Source organism: Amycolatopsis sp. FU40 (genome assembly GCF_021903635.1).
In the GTDB taxonomy this organism is placed as follows: Bacteria; Actinomycetota; Actinomycetes; order Mycobacteriales; family Pseudonocardiaceae; genus Amycolatopsis; species Amycolatopsis dendrobii.
In genome coordinates, this window is sequence record NZ_CP091380.1 from 23,666 (window position 1) to 38,134 (window position 14,469).

Consider the following 14,469-nt stretch of genomic DNA (forward strand, 5'->3'; position numbering starts at 1 on the left):
ACGAACCGTGGAACGGAGGTTCAGGAGAGGTTGGAGCGCCCTGCGATCTGGCCGAAGGCGGGCAGACCCAGGACCGTGACGGTGGAGTTGGGGGCTTGATCGAGTTTGCTCAGCTTCTCCTCCGCTCCGGCGAGGCTGATTTCGAGGCCTTCGACTTCGCCGATCCAGCCTTCGCGCTCGGCTTCGGCGATCCGGTCGAGCAGGTTGTCGCGGATCTCGGCCAGCCGGTCTCGTTGACCGGGTTCCGGACGCAAAAGCGAACAGCGAAGGCAGGCGTGCTCGTGGATGCACGGGGTGCCGAATGCCCGGGCGCAGGTTCCGAGGGAGAGCTTGCGCTTCTCGAAGTGGGCGAGGAAGGCGTCCCACTCCTGGTCAGAGGGGGTCCGGTACTCCTCTCCGGGTCGGAGCGAGCGTCTTCGAGCGATGAACGCCCGGTGGGCCTCGATCGCGTCCGTCGGATAGATCGCGTTGTAGCCCATTGTGGTGTTGATGTCGGAGTGGCCGGCGAGGATCTGCGCGATGTGCGGGGGCAGGCCGCTGCGGATCGCGTCGGTGATGAAGAGACGCCGGAAGTCGTGCGGGGCGAAGTCGAGGGGGTTTCCGTCGGCGGTGGTAAGTCCGGTTCGCTCGAGAACCTCGCTGATGCCTTTGCGGATCAGCGGTTGGGAGACGGCCGTGCGCTGCCCGCCGAATGTCCATTGGAACAGCAGGGGCATCGGCGGGTTCCAGATTCTCTCCGCGACGTCGTAGCCGGTCGCCATCGGGATGGCACCGGTCCGCGGATCGCGCACCCGGGCGATGACTGTGCTCAGGACGTCGGCCAACTCGGGGCTGACGAGGAGAAGCCGTTCTTCGTCGGTCTTGGAAGGCGCGATCTGCAGCAGGGGGACGACCTCGCCGGTGGTGGGCAGCTTGTACTGGATCAGGCTGTGGTGGCTGGTCTCCAGCATCTCCTCGATCCGGACGCCGGTGTGCTGGAGGAACTCGATCGCCGCCCATGCCCAGAAGGCCCGTTCCTCGGCCTGCCCGAGATGGACGCGCCGACCGGATTCGTCGTAGGCGCGGAACGCCGTCGACGAGTCCTTTTTCTGGCGCGTGTACGTCTTTCCCCTGAACGTGAACCGGCCGCCGAGCGGCGCGGCCAGCAGCGCAGACAGTCCTTCCCGGGCCTCGTTCCACTGCTCTCTGGCGGCGGTGACCACTGTGGACAGCGCGGGGAGCCGTTCGCGGGTGCGCTGGTCCATCTTGGCTTTGACGCGCTTGTCGTGTTTGTACGTGCTGGCGTCAGCCGCGCTGACGGGGCACGGCGCCACCCACCGGGCCCAGCGCTCGGGTTCCTCGACGGCCCAGTGGGCTAAGTCGAGGTAGAACGCGCGGACGGCCATCATGAGGCTGCCGTAGTTGGCTCGCTCGCTCACCGTCTCGCTGACCGAGCCGTCGGGCAGCCGCCGACGCACGACCTTTGTCCGGCTGCGCTGTTTCCAGGCCGCGGCGACTTCGGGCGGGAGCCTGAGCGTGTCGATGCCAGGCCGGATCTTCTCGATCTCGACCCAGAAGTTCCGCACCAGCGTCCGGGAGGCATCTTCCAAAGACGTGTAGTCCATGGTCGGCTGGCGTTCCTTGAGGAACTCCACAAGCAGGTCACGGATCGGTTGGGACTGCGGGCGGTAGCGGTCGACGAGCTGCTCGACCGAGACCTGGCCGGATGCCTGCGCGAGGAACCGCAGCGTCTGCGGTGCGTCGGGCGGCAGATGGCCAAGGTCTTTCAGCCAGGAATAGAACAGGCTTTGGCCGAAGGTCGTCGGCCGGTACTCGCGAAGGGCCTGCAGATACTCCAGGGCGTCTCCGACGGTGATGTCGGCCAGTCCGCCGCCCTTGGCGATGATCAGCTTCACCAGGGCGTTTCTGGCGAGAAGTCCGAGGTGGGAACTCCATGCGTCCGGCCCGACGATGTGCTCCAGCCTCGCGAATTCCTCGGGGTCGCGGTGCTTGCAGATCACCGCGCGCAGATTGGTGGAAGTCCGGGTGAGCTGCCAGCGCAGCGAGGGACGGAGCACGTCCGCGGTGACCAGCGCGAACAGGCCGGAGTTCAGGATGCGGCCGGCGTCGGAGGCGCTGTAGTCGATCCAGCCGGCCGCGAGCTTGTTCCACTGTTCCCCGGTCGAACTGCCCGCCGGGCTGGCGTTCCAGCGCTGCTGCCAGGTGTCGCCCGGTTGCTCCCGAAGCCAGCGCAGGATGTTCTTCACACCGCGTCGCCGGTATTCGTGGGTGGAGTTGCTCGCGGCCCGCAGCGGCGGCTGGCTCAGCCGCAACATGACCTCGTCGTAAGGCTGGCTCGTCGCGGGCCAGGCGTCCTCACAAGGTCGCGGCGGAAAACGCGCCTTGGCTGCCTTCAACGCTTCGCCGGCGAGCACCTGGGCGGAGCGGATTGACGTCGGCTCGGCCGCAGCCTGTGTGCTGATCACCATGAGCGTGCGAAAAGATTCTTGAGCGAGTCGGGGTTGTAGCCCGCAGCGGGCGGCGCGGCAGGTCGCTCACGGTGCTTCGCCAGCCGGGAATGGTGAGCGCGGACGTGCTCGATCACCTCGTCCTGGCCTGCCGGAAGGTAGAGCTGCGTTGTAGTCAGGTGCGCGTGGCCGAGGACCCACTGCACGTCGGTCAGTCGCACCTCGGGGTCGCCCGCGAGTCGGTACGACGCGGTGTGCCGCAGATCGTGCAGCGAGTAGTTCGACCCGAGAATCGCGTTGGCACGGTTGAACATTGCGCGCGCCGCGTCATAGCTCAAAGGCCGCCACGGGTGTCTCAGCGTCCACCACAGCGGCAGGTTCTTCCCGTGCGGCACTCCGTTCTGCCGCGCCTCCTCCTGGTACAGCCGCAGCCAGACGAAGGCATCGGCCGAGGACGGGAGCTGCTGGTAGGCGCGGCTTCCTTTCCGGACCACGCCGAGCAGCTGTTCTCCGGGCAGCGCGTCGCGCTGCTTGCTGGTCAGGAGTTCCTCGGCACGGGCGCCGTTCGAGACCCAGAAAGCCAGCAGCGCGCGATCTCGGTTGTACCGCAGCGCGGCGAAGAGGGCGTTGAACAGCTCGTCGGGGATGCGCCGGGGAACTCGCTTCGGGACGTTCGGGCGGTAACGGCCGGTTCGTTCGCGGCGAAAGGGCTGGCCGGGTTCGTGGTGGGAGTTCGCGCGCCCGCCGCGTCGGGAACGGTCGAGCGGGAACGGGTTGACGATCGGTCCGGTGCCTTCGTCGAGATGGAAGTCGTAGAACGCGCGGAGCACCGTTTCGCAGTGCGCGCGCGTCGACGCGGCGTACTGCGGGCCGGGGGATTTCTTGCCGGTGATGGTGTTCGGAGACCCGGGAGTGTTCTTCCGTCCCGCCGTCGGCTCCTGCACCGTCGCGCAGGCACCGTCGGCCTCGCGGTGTCGCCAGTGCACACGCTGTGGCTTGTCCGCGACCTGCATCCATCGGATGAAGTCCCGTGCGTCCCTACGCTCCGCCCTGTTCCATTCGACGCCGAATGCCCCGAGAAAACGCCACCAGCGCAACAGATCCATACCGTAGGAGCGGACGGTCGCAGGCGAGGCGGTTCGCGCCTGAAGCTCGGCGAAGAAGGCGCCGACGGGCTCGACGACGACACCGTCGCCATCGAGCAGCTCGTACGGAGACCATGGGTTCTCAGTTGCCCGAAGTTCGCCGGAGTCGGGCAGGACGAACCCCGACAAATCTCGACCAAACTGATCATCTCGATGCACGCGGCGACGCTAGCAGAAAGTGCTCTGACCTGCGAAAACTAGCGAATTAGTTCGGTCAACGGGCCGCGGACCAGGCCGCTGCCGTGGTCGTGGTCGACCAGGTCCCCGTGCATGTTCCCGCAGGCCGCGCACAGCGGCCCGAACGCCGCAGTCAGCCGGATCCGGATCCGCGCGACCGGCGTGGTCCCGGGCGGCTCCGCCAGCGCCGGATGCGTCATGCCCGGTTCCGGACCTGGCACCGGGCACCGTCCAGCGGCCGCAGCCCGGACCAGCAGGTCGGCCTGCTCCGGATCGGCCCCGTACTCCTTGCCCAGCCAGCGCAGCAGGTACTCCCGCCGCGCCGCCGGCAGGCCCGCCAGCCCGGGCTCGGTCGCCATGCCCGCCAGTGTTGTCCGCCCCAGCGCCCGCTCGCGACCCGCTGCGCCGCCGTCCTCGCCGACCGGTGCCGCCGAGCTCGACCGGGCCCGTCGTTCTCGTGCCCGATCGACAGGCCGCGACGCCGGGATCACGGTCGCTGGCCGGAGGATGTTCGCCGTTCGTCGAGCGCTCCGTGTCCGCCGGACTGATTCGCGCAGGGCGTTCACCGCGCTCCCATGGCCGGTTGCCGCGCGACGGGTTTTCGGCCGGGAGCGCGCGCTCATAGGCTCGGACGCGGTTGTCATCCATGCGTGCGGAGGGCGGCCTCCTCGGCCAGGAGGAGGCCGCCGCTGTGTTCGTCCGCCTGGGTGATCAGTGTCTCCACCCGTGAACATCAACCCGACAGGACCAACACGATGACTGTAGGCAGGGGCCCTGCCCCGTTTCCACCGTGCGACGACCGGCGGACGACTGAGCACGACGACCAGCAAAAGGAACCGGCTGGTTCTTTGGCTCCGCCGAACGACGGGAACGACGAACGGTCGACGACGACTCCCCGGGACATGATCGGCCTGACCGGCCGGATCCTCGGCAGCTGGGGTTACACCACGCGGACACTCGTGCTCACCGGTGCGCTGTTGGCCGTGACCTTCGCTGGCCTGTGCCTGGGCTCTGTCGACATCTCCGTCGGACCCGTGCACGTGCGGGGCCGGGCCTACCCGGAAACCACCGCGCCCTGATCTCGCGAGCGGGCCGAGGACCGCGTGCGTCCTCGGCCCGCTCGCCGCACGCCTGCGGAGTATCGGCGGAGTCGCGCCAGCCTGCGGCGGGCTCCTTGCCGCTGGCCGGGCGGGCACGTCCCCAGTTAACGACGCACTTCGCCAGATGCCGCGTGGAGTGCTCGGCACCCGAGGCACTGCAAGGTCACCGCGCGTCCCGAATCTCGGCGTCGATGCTCGCGATCTCCTCGGCGAGCCGCTCCGCGCACCAGTCCAGGTCGTAGGGCCAGTTTTTGTTCCCGTCGTCGATGTGGCCCCGGGCGGCGAGTAGGAGCTGGTACCAGCGGTAGAGCACGTAGTGGACCCGGTCGACCCGATCGGCCGGGACGTGCGTGCAGGACTCGCGGGCAGCGATCCATTCCGGCGCGCGGCGGCCGGGCTCGCTGAAGAGGTTCCCGTACATCTCCGCCCCGGCCTTGGCGATGCCTCCCCTGTCTGCGGGCGCACGGATCGCGGGCACCGGCAAGCAGCTTGGCGCGGAGTGCACGCGGCCGAGCAGGCCCACGAGCTGGTCACGGCCGCGGGCGAGCGCGTCGTGGGCTTCGCCCGCGCGGGCAGCGGCAGCGGTGTTCGTCACAGCCGCCATCCCTGCAGCAGCACGCCTTCCCACGGGTCTGGGCGGCCGCGCCAGCCGCGCTGCCACTCGGCCAGGAAACGCTTGTTGATCCGGGCGACGGTCTCGGGCGTCACCGCGCCGACCGACGCGTCGCCGAGCAGCGCCAGCTTCGCCGATCCCGTGCTGTAGGGGATGTAGACGCTGGCGCCGTTGGCCTCCCACTGCCAGGGCAACCGTTTCCCGTCCAGCCACCGGCCCAGCTCGCGGATCAGCCACGCACCGAGATCGCAGTCGCGCGCGTCGCTGCGCGCAATCTCCGGCCAGCCCACGAACGGCTTCAGCTGTACTTCAGCGGCAGCCCATCCGTTCGTGACCGGGTCCGCTTTGAGGCTTCGGCGGTGTGCGTCGGTGGCGTCCTCGCGGGGAAGCTCGATCATCGGTCCGTCGATGCCCCAGGAGATCGCCAAAGCGGCCGGGAAGTCCCAGAAGACCGGGTGGGCGATGCGCGCGTGTCCGTTCGGGTACAACGGGGACTCGGTCCTGGATTTGATCGGCGGCACGGAGTCCGGGGTACCGAGCAGCCTCCGGCACTCGCGCAGGAGCGCCAGCTCGTCGACCGGTTTCCCGATCGCGATGCTGAGGTCCAGGTAGGAGCGTGTCACTAATTCACCTTCCGATCACTGGTTCGCCTTCCGAAGCGGCGACCGTGAACCGGCGCGGCGGGCGAGGCCGATCGCGTCGGGCGGGATCGGGGCCGCGATCGGCCCGGTGCCGATGCTGTCCCAGGAGGACGGGGCAGCGGAAGCAATCGCTGTTTCCAACACGACCCGCCTTGTTTCCCGATCGCGGAACCTCGGCAGTCCCGGCGGCCGGTCCGGCCCGTCGTCCGGCCGGGGACGCGAAGCCGGTCACGGTGCGCGCCTCCCTGGGGCGGCGGCAGGCCTTCGTACCTCTCCGGCGCGCGAAGGGTTCCTCGCGGGAGAAACTCGTCTCTCAGCCGGCCGTTCCTCACGAGCGGAACGCATCGGCAGCGCAGGAACAGCGTTGCCACAGCACGGTTCCGTCCTGATTCGCCATTCCACGAAGGTGACGCCCGGCTCCCGCAGGGGAAGCGCCTTGGCCGGACCGTGCCGTCCGCCGCCGGAAGTTTCCGCGGTTTCACGATCCTGCCGGAAACAGGAAACGCCTGGTCGCCACAGCCCCGCTGCGCGATGGTGAAAGCACGCCCGAAATTCCGGGAAACGTTGTCGGACAAGGAGATTCGTTATGAACGACACTGTCGCGAACGCTGCCGCCGAGCCGCCGACGGGCAGGCCTGTCCACCATGCGTCGAACCTCGTGGTGCTGACCCGCGACGGCCGCGTGCTGTTGGCGCAGCGGGACCGCGCGCCGTTCCTCGGCAGCTGGGGACTGCCCGGCGGCGTGTGCAAACCGGGCGAGGCGACCCTCGCCGTCGCGCTGCGTCGCTGCCGGGAGAAAACGGGGGTCGAGGTCCGCGTGTCTGACGTCGTGCCCGTCTCCTCACGGGACGAGGGCGCCGACGAGGCTGGCCGCTATGTCACCGATTCCTTCGTCGTCGTGCTGGACGCGCCGGTGCCCGCAGCGGCCGGCGACCAGGTGCGCGCGGTGCGCTGGATGACTCTGGCCGAGGCCTTCGCCGAGGCCATGCCCTGGGACCACGCGGACATCCTGCGCGAAGCGATCGCGGTCGCCGGGCTCGCCGGATTCTGAAATATGACTCAGGAGCCGGCGAGGTCGGTTCGGGCACCAGCGCCCGGGCGGCGTGCCAGCCACGCGGCGATGGTCTCCGGCCTCCAGTACGGGCGCCCGCCGTGCGTCTCGTCCTCGGAGGGCAGGCGCCCTCCGGTGCGGTGGTTGCGCACCGCCTGCACGCCGACCCCGAGGAACAGCGCCACGTCCTCGATGTCGAGACGCAGCCGCTCCGGGGACCACGTGTCCGGCACCTCGCGGCGGATTCCCTCGATGCTGAGGGCGCTGGCGCCGGTCAGCTCGGTGATCTCCTCGTCGGCGATCGGGATTCCGGTGACGGGGATGCTGGCCAGGGCCTGGTGGATTGCCTCGTCGCGACGATCGAGCAGGCGCACCTTCTCCGGGTCGTCCCAGACCGCCGCGCCTGAGTTGCTGCCGGGCACGGAGCCGCCGAACTGGCCGCGGAGGCGTTCGCCGACGGTGCCGAGCTGGCGGAGCTGGGCTGCGTGAAGCTTGCGGCCAGCCGATTCGATCGCCAGCGAGCGCCGGTAGTCGTTGACCATCTGGGCGGCGGCCTCGCCGAGGCGGGTGCGCGTGAGGCCGTCGCGCCACGTGATCCTGGGGGCGTCCCGTTCAGGGCCGCGGAGCAGGGTGAGCCGGATGCCGCGACGGCCGTACGGGTCCTCGACGCCCGCCGTGAAATCGAGGGTGAGCCCGCCGGGAACGGTGACACGTCCGTGACGGTCGTCGTCGGCGTTGGCCTGCACGGCGGCGGCGATGGCTTTGGCGTCGGTTTTGGTTATCTCGATCAGTGCCATCAACCTAGAGTATACAACCTAACTTAGGTTTGCAATGGTCGCGTGAGCTGGGCAAGTCCTCGAACGAGGCTTTGCCCGGGGCCCTGCCGGAGCGTGGCGAGGGTCCGCGCCGGTACCGATCGGCGGCTTTCGATCTCCCCGGCCGCGGAGAGACCGCTCTTCGTCCGGCTCGGGCACAGTCCGCCCCGGCGGACCGCTTCCGAACGGGACCGGAATCCCGCCACTGGCCCCGAACACCGGCCCGACCAAGCAAGACGGGGGGCGAAAAACAGGCACCGAGATCCAGGGCGGCACCGGGCCGGATAGTGACCGGCCCGCGCGGGGAGGGGAGGGCACCGCGCGGGCCGGAGCTGTTCACGCGCCGGCGGCCGCCAGGACCGGCCGGCCGCCGGGCTCGGGCGGAAGCGGCAGGCAGCCGTGCACGGCCACGACGTCGACGCCGACGACGATCTCCCAGGAGAGGACCAGCAGCACGGCCTCGCAGAGCTCGCAGGCGTCGAACCCGCCGCCCAGCGACGCGTGCTCGCACGGGTCGATCTCGTCGGTGGGGTGCGCGAGCCGGTAGAGCTGGGTGAAGAACTCCGCCGCCGGGACCGCGTCGAGGTCATGGCAGACCGGGTGGATCTGCCTCCACCGCGTCGACGCCAGATCGGCGACGCGGTAGGCGTGCCGGCGGCGATCGCCGGTGTAGAACCGGATTCCGAGCCGTTCGCGGGCGATGTCCCCCATGCGCCCCGACGGTAGAACCGGTCGCGGGCCCTGGGTTGCCACTGTGGCAACCCAGGGCCGGGATCACCCGATCCGGGCAGCTGCCGGGCTCATCCGGCGCGGACGCGGGCCTTGAGGCTGTCCAGCAGGCGCTGTTCGGTGCGGCACCGGCCGCGCGCGTCGAGGGAGTCGACCAGCGCGCGGACGATCGGGTCGTGCCGGACCCGGCGGGGCGCCGCCGCGTCGGCGAGGTCCAGATGGTGCAGCGCCTGGACGTCGCGGAACCCCTGGGCATGGCCGCGGGCGAGGTCGGACAGCCACGCCGCCTTCCGGTCGGCCGACACGAAAAGCGGCGGGGGGCGGCGGGCGAACTGCTCGGCGTGCTCCGCGCCGCGGCCGAGCTCGATCTGCCCTGACAGCTCCCATGCCCCGGCGTTCGACGGGCCGAAATCGAAATGCAGGGTCGAGCGTTCGCCGGTGCGGGCGGCCAGCGCGTGCGCCTCCGCGTAGTGGGTGGCGGCGGTGTCGGCGTCGCCGGACTTGGCGGCACGCTGGGCGCAGGTCAGGTGCAGCATCCCGGCCGCCTCGGCCGGGGCGGTGTCGGCCGCGCCCGGATCGGCGCGCTCGAGGGCGTTCAGCGCCGTGGTCAGCACCCGCTCGGCGCGGTAGTGGGCGTTCGCGCGGGTGAGCACCACCGCCGCCGACATCGCCGCGAACCCGCTCAGCGCCGGGTCTTCGAGACGGGCCGCGGCTGCCTGGCCGCGATCGGCGGCCAGGACGGCCAGGTCGAGGTTGCCGAGCGTGCGGGCGGCGCCGACTGCGACGATGCAGGCCTCGACCAGGGCGCGCAGCGCCGCGCGCCGGACGCCCGAGCCTTGGCCCCGGACTGCTTGCACGTGCAGCTCCAGCAGCAGCCGCGCCAGATCCGGGCCGGCGGCCCCGTAGCGGGCGTCCGCGGACGCGGCGTTCGCCTCGGCGGCGAGCCGAGCCAGCTGCGCGACCGGGCGGGCCGGCAGGTCCGGGACGTCGTCCAGGGTGGTGTCGGCCAGCACTCGCGACACCGGCGGCAGCACCGCGAGCGCCGCGGTCCCGGCACGGCCGACCGCGGCATAGGGCTGGCCGGTCAGGTCCGACACCGCGCAGCCGAGCACCTCGGCCAGCGTCTCCAGAAATCCGCGCCGGGTGATGTGCCACTTGCGTTTGCCCGATTCCAGCCGCGAGAGGTGGCTCTTGTCGATGCCGACCAGGCCCGCGACCACCGCCTGGTCCAGACCCCGCCGCTCCCGGAAATACCGGGCACGCGCCCCGATCTCCGCCGGCGTCAGCTCGCCCACCGCGACCGCCCTCTCCGATCTCGTCGCCTGGCGTCCAGGGTAGGCCTGCACGGGCCGGACGACCCTGCGCGTTCCGGCGAGCGCCGACCAGCGTCCCGACCGTCTTTTTTTCAAGGGTGTTGCAGGTGCGGCGGCCCGCCGCAATGACGTCGACAGCGAGCCGTCACGCCGGGGGTTTCCGGCGGTACGCCGTGACGCCGCAGTGGAGTCCGCCGTAGGTGACATGGCGGGGGCTGTGCCCGAGGCTGGTCCACCCGTCTTCGAGCAGGTCGAAGAAGTCATCGTCGGCGGTGCTGCAGCCGACGTGTTCGCCGACGTAGACGAGCAGGTCGCCGGTGTAGGCGCGGAGGGCGTCGGCGGCGAGCGGGTTCTCGGACGGGGGCCAGCAGAGCAGGAGCGCACGGTCGGGGCAGGCGGCCGCGACCTCGTGCCCGCCGCGCTCGACCGAGTGGTATCGAGGTCCGGGTGCCGTGCCCGGCACGCTGCAGTACGGAGTGCGGTCATACGCCCGCACGTCCGCCCCGGCCATGCTGATCTGCCAAGCCCAGTACCCGTTCCCGGCCCCAACCTCGACCACGCCGCGGCCGTCGAGGACGTCGGCGATCCAGTCGACGTCAGCGGGCGTCGGGATCGCGTGCGCGTAGGTCTGCACCAGTTTCGGGTAGTAGTGCCCGTCGAGCTTCACCGGAATCGCGTGGTCGGTGCCCGCGTAGACGTCGGCCAGGCGATCCAGCGGCAGCGACCGGACTTCTTGCCAGTACGGGTTCGGGCGGCTGGGCACCGGCTGCTGGTCATACGGGGACTCCGCCAGCAGCAGCGGCCCGTCGGGATCGCGCCACCGCGCAGGTTCGACAATCACACCGGTGATGCTCCTCCGCCGTCCCGTTGCGCCGCAACGGAAACCGGTGCCGTGCGACGAACGGGTGACCCCGCCCTCACGGCGCGGTCATCCGGAGCAGGTGCTGGCGGGTCTGCTGGACGTCGCCGAGGGCGCGGTGCCCGCCGCCGTTGCGCAGCCAGCGACGGGAGCGGGCGTGGTCGGACCGGGGCACCATGACGTCGGCCCAATGGCTGCGGTCGGCCAGGCGGGTGCGGCTGATGCCGTGCCGGTGGCAGTCCGCGGTGATGACGCCGCGGTCGTAGTCTGCGTTGTACGCCAGCACGATCCGGTCTTTTGTGACCCGCAGGAGTCGCTTGTAGACAGTGGGCCAGTCCGGGACGCCGGGTCCGGTGACCTCGCTGTCGCTGATCCCGTGCACCGCCTGCGCGCCGGGCTGGATCGGGACGCCGGGGTTGACGAGGGTGTCGAGCAACACCGCGCCGGTGCTGGCGTCGATGACCGCGATCTCGCAGACCGCGCCGTCCAGGTCGGTGGTCTCGGTGTCCAGGATGACGGCGGCGCCGGGCTCGAGCATCGCGCGCGCGAACCGGATCGCCTGCCCGGCCGCGCAGTGCAGCTGGATGTCGCAGAGATAGCGGGCCACCGCTGGCCGGGACTGGATCGCGGCGAACACGTCCGGTTTGGCCGGACCGCCCTCGACCCGTTCCCAGTCGATCTCCCACACGTCCGGGCCGGGCACCCACCAGGCCCACATCTCGATCGAGTGCTCGGAACCGAAGTCCTCGAGGAACGCCCTGATGACCTGGGCGCGGGTCGGGGCGCGGCCGCCGACCAGCTCGAGCAGCGGCGATCGCTTGCCCTTCGGCGTCTCGCGGACCTGCGTCCAGTCCACGTCCGGGCGGGCGAGCAACGCGTCGACGTCGCCGGTGCGGTAGAGCGGCACGTCGACGGTGCTGTAGCGGCCGACCAGCTTCTCGTAGTGGCGCTTGGGGGATATCCATTTGGCCTCGACACAGATGTCGAAGTGGCGGCGGGCGACCTCGAGCAACTGCGCCGCCTCGTCGGCGGTCACCAGCCGCTCGTCCGCGAGCCGGTCGCACAGCGCGGTGTCGGCTGCCAGGGCGTCGATGTCCGAGCGCGCGAAGCGGCGGAACCGGCCGCGCTGCAGACCCCGGTCGGCGACGACCTGGTCCAGCTCGTCTCGGCGCCAGCCGAGATGCGCGACCGCCTCGTCGAAGGTCATCGACGCCGCGGTCCAGGCCAGGCGATCGTCGACCACCGCCGCGACCTCGTCCGCGGTCAGCGCGTCGACCTCGCCCGGCGCGTACAGGTCGTGCGTGCGGCCCTTCCTGGTGAAGGTGTCGGCGACGGCCAGGCGGCCCGCTTCGGCCAGGGCGGCGATGTCGGCGGGGTCGACGGCCAGGCCGAGGCGCTCGGCCAAACGGGCGGCGCACTTGGCCGCTCCGACCGGGTGCTCGACTCCGAACCGGCGCTCGATCTCGGAGACCAGGGCCCGCACCGGCTCGACCTGCTCGGGCAGCCAGCCGCGGGCATGCCCCGGTTCCGGGAGCATCCCGGCGGCCCGGGCTCGGTCGAACTGCCACCGGGCCAGGCCGACTTCTTCGGCCAGGACGACCGGGCCGTACCAGGTCCGCGCGCACGCTGTCGTCATCGCTTCCTCTCCACTCTTCGCATTCGGGCGTTGACCCGCTGTCACCGTGCTGGGTCGTTGTACCAGGCAGGACCGACAAAAACGGGCCGGGAGCCGCAGGGGTTCCCGGCCCGCTCGGACGGGGTCAGCCCCGACCGGAGTCCTGGCGCTCCAGCCGCCGCTCGGCCCGAGCTGCTCGCCACAGGTTGATGGCCACGTGCCACTCGGCCTCGCACAGCGCCGACTCGATCCGGTCTTCGCCGCGCAGGGCCGAGGCACGATCCAACGGTTCGAGACTCGGCAGCTCCGGACGGGACTCGTCTCCGGTGAACGGATCGAACGTGAACGTCACCCACGGTCCCGGGGTCTCGCTCACCCCCGTGAGGCGGCGGCACCGGAGGTCGCCGGGGTCGCCGACGGGAACCGGTTCGACGCGGAGGAAGTGCGGCTGGTGCGGGTATCCGGTGGGCAGCGGTTCGGCGAGCATGGCGTTCTCCTTCGGTGCGGTTGACGGGGTCGGGTCCACAAAGCGGCGGGTCAGCCTGCGGGAAGGTCCCGCGCCTTGCGGAGGCAGAGGGCGGTGATGCGCACCGCGGCGATGTCGAGTTCCCGGGCGCCGCCGCGGTGTTCGATGAAGCCGGTCTGGTCGAGTGCGTCGAGCGGAGCGAAGCGCCAGCCTGCGGGCAGCGGGCTTCCGGGCGTTCCCTGCGGCTCGAACCAGAGCCTCCAGGCCCGGCCTGCGGCGTCGAGGGCCTCGTGCGTCACCCCGGCGTCGGTGTGGAATCGCTGCCACACCGGCAGCGTCGGCAGGCCGCTCACGGCCGTGTGTCCTCGGGCCGGGGCGCGGGGGCCGGGCCGGGGGTGATGCCGCGCTGCCGCAGGCCTTCGTTGAGCCTCCCGAGATCGTCGGCGGAGCAGATCCACTCGGCGTAGCGGCGGCCCGCGTCGGTGTGCGGCCAGTACTGCGTGATCCGGTCGTCCACGCAGGTCACCTCCGCCCCGTAGGGGACGTCGTGCGGCCGCCGGGCTTCGTAATCCTGGTCGCTTTCGACGGTGCGGGACGTCTGGGAATGCCCGCCGACGGGGGCGGGGCCACATCCTGCCGGGGCGGTCGCCGCGAGCGCGGACGCGGCGGCGACGGCGGCGACCCGGGCGGTGATCACGCGTCCTCCCGGGCGACCCGCTGCGCAGCGGACGACGAGGCGACCAGGTCCCGCGACGCCAGGCGGGTCCGCGGCGGGACCGGTCCCCCGTCGATCGCGACGGCGTAGTAGGCGGCGAGGGTGCGCAGCACCCCGCACGGCACGGGCACGTTGCACTCTTCCGCATACCGGCCTTCCCCGTCGCCGGCCCACGGCCCGGAAACAACGCTGCACACCGCGCAGCCGAGGACCGCGTCCGCTCCCCCGCACGCCAGGGTCCGGCCTGCGCGGTCGTGGTCGCAGCCCTCGACGGAGCATTCCTCGGGCAGCAGGATCCGCGGCGCGTGGGCGGTGGCGTGCCCGAGCAGCTGCAGGATGTGCGGGTGGTCGCGGTCCCAGCCGTCGTCCTCTGCCGCGTTCAGGATCGCTTCGCAGAGTTTCACCGTGATCAGCGGCTCGGGCAGCAACCGGGTGAGCACGTCAAGGTCGGTCCCGGTCGGGGTGAGCCTGGCGAGTTCGGCGGCTTCGGTGCGCTGGTCCAGCGCCAACGCCCACGCGCAGAACGGGCACCGCTCGAGACTCCGGCGGCCGGCGGACGGCGGGCCGCCGGACGCGAAGGCGCCCCAGCCCGGCATCGGGCCGGCCGGGTCTCCGCACACCGACACCGCGAGCGAGCCGCCGCAGCGCATCCGGTCGCAGGCCTGCGCGGCGCGGCGGGGTTCGAGGGCGTGCACCCGGCCGCCTCCGTAGCCGGCGACGTAGACGCCGGCGACCGGCGGCTGATGCCGCGTTGCTTCTGGTTGGTGCATCTCTTTTCCTTTC

General features: G+C 71.2%; 16 protein-coding genes. 2 read left to right on the plus strand and 14 right to left on the minus strand.

What is annotated here, in order from left to right; all coding sequences use genetic code 11:
- Positions 1-20 precede the first annotated feature (20 nt).
- From L3Q65_RS00435 to L3Q65_RS00445, 3 genes are read right to left on the minus strand one after another with little or no spacing between them, the layout of a single operon-like run.
- A complete protein-coding gene (locus tag L3Q65_RS00435; RefSeq protein ID WP_237596500.1) occupies positions 21-2,468 on the minus strand; it encodes a site-specific integrase in 2,448 nt (815 codons plus the stop codon).
- Complete coding sequence (locus tag L3Q65_RS00440) at positions 2,462-3,751, minus strand: site-specific integrase (RefSeq protein ID WP_237596501.1); 1,290 nt, start codon at positions 3,749-3,751, stop codon at positions 2,462-2,464. Before L3Q65_RS00440 ends, L3Q65_RS00435 begins: the two co-directional genes overlap by 7 nt.
- Positions 3,752-3,789: 38 nt before the next feature.
- Positions 3,790-4,128 carry a hypothetical protein gene (locus L3Q65_RS00445; RefSeq protein ID WP_237596502.1) on the minus strand — a complete coding sequence of 113 codons (339 nt, stop codon included), beginning with the start codon at positions 4,126-4,128 and terminating at the stop codon, positions 3,790-3,792.
- 396 nt (positions 4,129-4,524) lie between these two features.
- Here L3Q65_RS00445 and L3Q65_RS00450 point away from each other — a divergent pair, with 396 nt between their 5' ends.
- Positions 4,525-4,848 carry a hypothetical protein gene (locus L3Q65_RS00450; protein ID WP_237596503.1) on the plus strand — a complete coding sequence of 108 codons (324 nt, stop codon included), beginning with the start codon at positions 4,525-4,527 and terminating at the stop codon, positions 4,846-4,848.
- Between the two features lie 184 nt (positions 4,849-5,032).
- Here L3Q65_RS00450 and L3Q65_RS00455 read toward each other — a convergent pair whose 3' ends face one another.
- Together L3Q65_RS00455 and L3Q65_RS00460 are read right to left on the minus strand one after the other, a co-directional pair.
- Positions 5,033-5,464 carry a hypothetical protein gene (locus L3Q65_RS00455; protein WP_237596504.1) on the minus strand — a complete coding sequence of 144 codons (432 nt, stop codon included), beginning with the start codon at positions 5,462-5,464 and terminating at the stop codon, positions 5,033-5,035.
- Positions 5,461-6,105: a hypothetical protein gene (locus L3Q65_RS00460; RefSeq protein WP_237596505.1), complete on the minus strand. Its 645-nt coding sequence runs from the start codon at positions 6,103-6,105 to the stop codon at positions 5,461-5,463. The genes L3Q65_RS00455 and L3Q65_RS00460 overlap by 4 nt, the downstream gene beginning before the upstream one ends.
- Positions 6,106-6,709: 604 nt before the next feature.
- On the opposite strand from L3Q65_RS00460, the gene L3Q65_RS00465 reads away from it, so the two are divergent.
- Positions 6,710-7,174 (plus strand): NUDIX hydrolase, encoded by a 465-nt coding sequence (locus tag L3Q65_RS00465; protein ID WP_237596506.1) that lies wholly within the window; start codon positions 6,710-6,712, stop codon positions 7,172-7,174.
- An 8-nt stretch (positions 7,175-7,182) separates the two neighbouring features.
- Here the strand turns inward: L3Q65_RS00465 and L3Q65_RS00470 are convergent, their stop codons facing one another.
- The 9 genes from L3Q65_RS00470 to L3Q65_RS00510 form a co-directional block, all read right to left on the minus strand.
- Positions 7,183-7,971: a helix-turn-helix domain-containing protein gene (locus tag L3Q65_RS00470; RefSeq protein WP_237596507.1), complete on the minus strand. Its 789-nt coding sequence runs from the start codon at positions 7,969-7,971 to the stop codon at positions 7,183-7,185.
- Positions 7,972-8,325: 354 nt separating this feature from the next.
- Entirely contained in the window at positions 8,326-8,700 is a 375-nt protein-coding gene (locus L3Q65_RS00475; RefSeq protein ID WP_237596508.1) for a hypothetical protein, read from the minus strand.
- Positions 8,701-8,789: 89 nt separating this feature from the next.
- The gene (locus L3Q65_RS00480; RefSeq protein ID WP_237596509.1) at positions 8,790-10,013 is read right to left on the minus strand and encodes a helix-turn-helix domain-containing protein; all 1,224 of its coding nucleotides are present in this window, start codon (positions 10,011-10,013) and stop codon (positions 8,790-8,792) included.
- A 163-nt stretch (positions 10,014-10,176) separates the two neighbouring features.
- Positions 10,177-10,872 (minus strand): hypothetical protein, encoded by a 696-nt coding sequence (locus tag L3Q65_RS00485; RefSeq protein WP_237596510.1) that lies wholly within the window; start codon positions 10,870-10,872, stop codon positions 10,177-10,179.
- Between the two features lie 76 nt (positions 10,873-10,948).
- Entirely contained in the window at positions 10,949-12,526 is a 1,578-nt protein-coding gene (locus tag L3Q65_RS00490; protein ID WP_237596511.1) for a 3'-5' exonuclease, read from the minus strand.
- A gap of 124 nt (positions 12,527-12,650) precedes the next feature.
- Positions 12,651-12,992: a hypothetical protein gene (locus L3Q65_RS00495; protein ID WP_237596512.1), complete on the minus strand. Its 342-nt coding sequence runs from the start codon at positions 12,990-12,992 to the stop codon at positions 12,651-12,653.
- Between the two features lie 50 nt (positions 12,993-13,042).
- Positions 13,043-13,324, minus strand: coding sequence for a hypothetical protein (locus L3Q65_RS00500; protein ID WP_237596513.1), 282 nt, complete (start codon positions 13,322-13,324; stop codon positions 13,043-13,045).
- Positions 13,321-13,668, minus strand: coding sequence for a hypothetical protein (locus L3Q65_RS00505; protein ID WP_237596514.1), 348 nt, complete (start codon positions 13,666-13,668; stop codon positions 13,321-13,323). The genes L3Q65_RS00500 and L3Q65_RS00505 overlap by 4 nt, the downstream gene beginning before the upstream one ends.
- Positions 13,665-14,456, minus strand: a complete 792-nt coding sequence (locus L3Q65_RS00510) for a hypothetical protein (protein ID WP_237596515.1) — start codon at positions 14,454-14,456, stop codon at positions 13,665-13,667. Before L3Q65_RS00510 ends, L3Q65_RS00505 begins: the two co-directional genes overlap by 4 nt.
- Positions 14,457-14,469 lie beyond the last annotated feature (13 nt).

Excerpts from the sequence above, each read along its gene's own strand:
- L3Q65_RS00435 (WP_237596500.1), bottom strand. The coding sequence starts at position 2,468 with ATGGTGATCAGCACACAGGCTGCGGCCGAGCCGACGTCAATCCGCTCC.
- L3Q65_RS00445 (WP_237596502.1), bottom strand. The coding sequence starts at position 4,128 with ATGGCGACCGAGCCCGGGCTGGCGGGCCTGCCGGCGGCGCGGCGGGAG.
- L3Q65_RS00450 (WP_237596503.1), top strand. The coding sequence starts at position 4,525 with ATGACTGTAGGCAGGGGCCCTGCCCCGTTTCCACCGTGCGACGACCGG.
- L3Q65_RS00465 (WP_237596506.1), top strand. The coding sequence starts at position 6,710 with ATGAACGACACTGTCGCGAACGCTGCCGCCGAGCCGCCGACGGGCAGG.
- L3Q65_RS00470 (WP_237596507.1), bottom strand. The coding sequence starts at position 7,971 with ATGGCACTGATCGAGATAACCAAAACCGACGCCAAAGCCATCGCCGCC.
- L3Q65_RS00475 (WP_237596508.1), bottom strand. The coding sequence starts at position 8,700 with ATGGGGGACATCGCCCGCGAACGGCTCGGAATCCGGTTCTACACCGGC.
- L3Q65_RS00490 (WP_237596511.1), bottom strand. The coding sequence starts at position 12,526 with ATGACGACAGCGTGCGCGCGGACCTGGTACGGCCCGGTCGTCCTGGCC.
- L3Q65_RS00495 (WP_237596512.1), bottom strand. The coding sequence starts at position 12,992 with ATGCTCGCCGAACCGCTGCCCACCGGATACCCGCACCAGCCGCACTTC.
- L3Q65_RS00510 (WP_237596515.1), bottom strand. The coding sequence starts at position 14,456 with ATGCACCAACCAGAAGCAACGCGGCATCAGCCGCCGGTCGCCGGCGTC.